The organism is Clostridium sp. HV4-5-A1G (assembly GCF_900184915.1).
Classification (GTDB): Bacteria; Bacillota; Clostridia; order Clostridiales; family Clostridiaceae; genus Clostridium_B; species Clostridium_B aromativorans.
This window is the reverse complement of the sequence record NZ_FXYI02000258.1, coordinates 1-3,641: the sequence shown is the minus strand read 5'-3', so window position 1 is coordinate 3,641 and position 3,641 is coordinate 1. Positions and strand designations below refer to the sequence as shown.

Genomic DNA, 3,641 nt, shown 5'->3' with positions numbered 1-3,641 from the left:
CAATTTATTATTTCCTTTAGATATATTCTAATTTAATCCTTTAATATTAAAAACTCATAAAATTACTTCGCATTTATTTCTTTATCTAACATATTTAATGCTTCAATAACAATATCATCCATGTCGAAATATTTATACATACCTAGTCGTCCACCAAAAATGATTTCATTTTTTTTCTCCGCTAATTTTTTATACTTATGGTAAAGTTTATTATTTTTATTATCGTTTATCGGGTAATATGGTTCATCACCTTTTTCCCACTTAATAGGGTATTCTTTTGTAATCACAGTATTTGATTGTTTACCATACTCAAAATGTTTATGTTCTATAATGCGAGTATATGGTATTTCAAATTCCGTATAATTAACTACTGCATTGCCCTGATAATTTTCTTCATCTAATAACCTAGTTTCAAATTTAAGACTACGATATTCAAGTTGACCATAACAATAATCATAGAATTCATCAATCATTCCTGTAAATATGATTTTACTTGCAATACTCATAAAAAATTTTCTATTTGAAAAAAAATCTGTATTTAAACTAACCTGAATACCATTTAGCATTTTTTCGATAATTTTAGTATATCCACCAATAGGAATACCTTGATATAAATCATTAAAATAATTATTATTATATGTAAATCTAACCGGTAATCTTTTAATAATAAAAGTAGGAAGTTCTCGACAATCTTTTCCCCACTGTTTTTCAGTATAACCTTTTATAAGCTTTTCATAAATATCTCTACCAACCAAACTAATAGCTTGTTCTTCTAAATTTTTAGGTTCGATAATATTTGCTTCTGCAATCTGAGCTTTAATTTTAGCTTTAGCTTCAGCAGGCGTCCTTAATCCCCACATTTTATTAAATGTATTCATATTAAAAGGAAGATTATATACTTCATTTTTATAAAAAGCTAAAGGAGAATTTATATATTTATTAAACTCAGCAAATTGATTCATATAATTCCAAATCATTTTATTATTTGTATGAAATATATGAGCACCATACTGATGAACATTAATACCTTCTATCCTCTTACAATAAATATTACCTCCAACGTGATCACGTTTTTCTATTACTAAACATTTTTTCCTCCTTTTAGTTAATTCATAAGCACACACTGCGCCAAATAATCCTGAACCTACTATTAAATAATCATAATCTTTCATTTTATTTTAATCCTCCAACGGCATATTATACTAACATACTTTAAATTTCACATATGATCACAAATATCTTTATGAATATGTAAGATAACGTTTTTCAAATTTATACCATTTAAAATACTATATCTCAATTTGCTAACATTTTTTACCATATCATTATAATTCTTAGCCGTTAAGTTTGATAATACTGTAGTTATTTGATTTAAACTACTGATACATAAACCTATGTTATTTGTTTCTACAAAATTAGCAAGTGCAGCTTCATTCCATATAATGATTGGTAATCCAGCTGCTATATAAAGTGATAATTTATGAGGGCTATTGTAACGCAAATATTTACCATAATTTCCACCACAAGTTTTGAAAGTAGGTCCATCCCATACTAATCCAAAATTTCCATCTAAATTATCTATTAATTTATCTGGAGGAAATGCACCATTATAAATAATAGAATGTTTATCTTGCTTTTCATAACCAGAACCATAAAGATTAAAAATTACATTACTCGCTTCTGGGCACGTATAAATAAAACCTGATTTCTTTTTTGAAAGATTTCCAGCTATAATAATTTTAATTTTATTTGGATCAAATGTTTGATGTTTAGTAATACCATAATATTTATATCCAAAAATACCTTGTTCTTTAATAATAGCTGTACATCCATTTTTTATTAAATTTTTTGTCATACTTTTGTTATGACTAATAATATAATCAGCATTATTAAAAGCTTTAATCTCATCTTGACAACATTTATTTAATGATTGAAATTTATTTATATCTTTACGCAAATAATGTACGTCATGAATAATAACTACAATTTTACTACCCTTTTTATTACATATTTTGCGCAATCTTTTAATAATGTAATTAAATAAAACTAATCGATATGGATATTGAATTATAATCATATCACCCATATTAACTTTATAATAAATACTATCTATTGCTGAAGTAATATGTAACAACATAGAAAATATATTATCACTACGTTTAAACATTTCCGTATACTCATACCCTTGTTCTGATAAAAAAGCGAAAATATCTCTTCGTGCTTTAGGTCCTGCATTATATTGATTATCTTCCATTTTTTCTATCAATATTTGATCTGACATTTTCGTATGTACTCCTTTGATATTTTATTATTAATATCGAGTTATTTTCATTCTTAAACATTTTTTTATTATATATTTAGCACGACGCCCTAATAAATTAGATACAAAATTTATTATTATCGGCCGTTTCTTAAGATATTTTTTTCTTACCTGTTCAAAATCTAAGTGTACCAAATCCCCTAAAAATTCATCCCGTTGATAATTAAAACCTATAGGATGCATTAACTGTTCATTATGTCCTACTGCAAATTCTAAGTTAACTTTATCAAGATAAGTATATTTTTTAATTTTTTCTAAAAGATTTTCACCCATATTACTATTAATTAACATTAAAGAAATTCCATCTTCATAAGATATATTTTTTATACCAGAATCTTCTATTCCCCAAAAATCTCCAATTGTTATATCAGAAACTCGCTGTGTATTTGCAAACTTACAAACTTCACAGCTTTTCCTTATACATAAAAATTTACAAAAAGCAATCATATACTCATCATCATTTGCATATGATTTTTGTTGATATACACTCCCATCCATGAATTCAACTCTTATTTTAGGATTTAACCAATTTGAATCTACTTTACTTCTAAATTCTAATGATTTCACTTTCTTACAATTTTTATATTCAAGATATCTCTTATACTTGTCCAGTAGTAAATGAGTTGGAACTCCATGGCAAACTATATCTACAGTTAATAAATTTTTATAATTTTTATTTAAAAACTGTTTTAACCCCCCTACCTGGCACGGAGTACCTGAAAATAGTACTCGTTTTCCTTCTTCTAAGAATTTTTTCACATCACTATATGTAGTTCCCATAAAACTTTCAACATACTTCGATTTTCTAAAAATCTTAATTTTTTTCAAGTCTTTAACATATGTATGATATACCTTTATATGATCATTCATAGTTGAACCAAAGACTACACTATTTTCATTACAAAAAGATTGAATAATTGCTGTAAAAGCTCCTCCAGATGTGCTTTCTCTTAATACTTTTTTATCTTTATGCTGTAAAGCATATGCGCTAATTTTTACAGAAATATATTTTTTATAATTTTCATTTTGCATAACACATACTTTATCACATGCCCCACAATTAACACAGTTTTTAATATCAACTCTAGGGTACCAAAATCCTTGAGAGTTCTGCTGAATTTTTATGCATTTAAAAGGACATATCAACATACAAGCTCCACATCCAATACATTTATCTTCTTGATTATATGGTATCATTTTAGATCTCCTTCTCAATACTTTTTAAAGAATTTTTCAAATAGTCCCTAGATTTTCTAATCTCATTATTGATATATTTATTAACAATATCATATTTTATTGGATTTAATACTTTATCTATATC

The 3,641-nt window shown here is 25.9% G+C and carries 3 protein-coding genes; all 3 read right to left on the bottom strand.

Annotated features, from left to right (window positions below):
* Positions 1 to 62 precede the first annotated feature (62 nt).
* From glf to J5G60_RS17305, 3 genes are read right to left on the bottom strand one after another with little or no spacing between them, the layout of a single operon-like run.
* Complete coding sequence (gene glf, locus J5G60_RS17315; protein ID WP_150358833.1) at positions 63 to 1,172, bottom strand: UDP-galactopyranose mutase; 1,110 nt, start codon at positions 1,170 to 1,172, stop codon at positions 63 to 65.
* Between the two features lie 47 nt (positions 1,173 to 1,219).
* On the bottom strand, positions 1,220 to 2,281 hold the full coding sequence (locus J5G60_RS17310; RefSeq protein WP_150358832.1) for a hypothetical protein: 1,062 nt from the start codon (positions 2,279 to 2,281) through the stop codon (positions 1,220 to 1,222).
* A gap of 30 nt (positions 2,282 to 2,311) precedes the next feature.
* Positions 2,312 to 3,517, bottom strand: a complete 1,206-nt coding sequence (locus tag J5G60_RS17305) for a Coenzyme F420 hydrogenase/dehydrogenase, beta subunit C-terminal domain (RefSeq protein ID WP_150358831.1) — start codon at positions 3,515 to 3,517, stop codon at positions 2,312 to 2,314.
* Between the last annotated feature and the right edge of the window lie 124 nt (positions 3,518 to 3,641).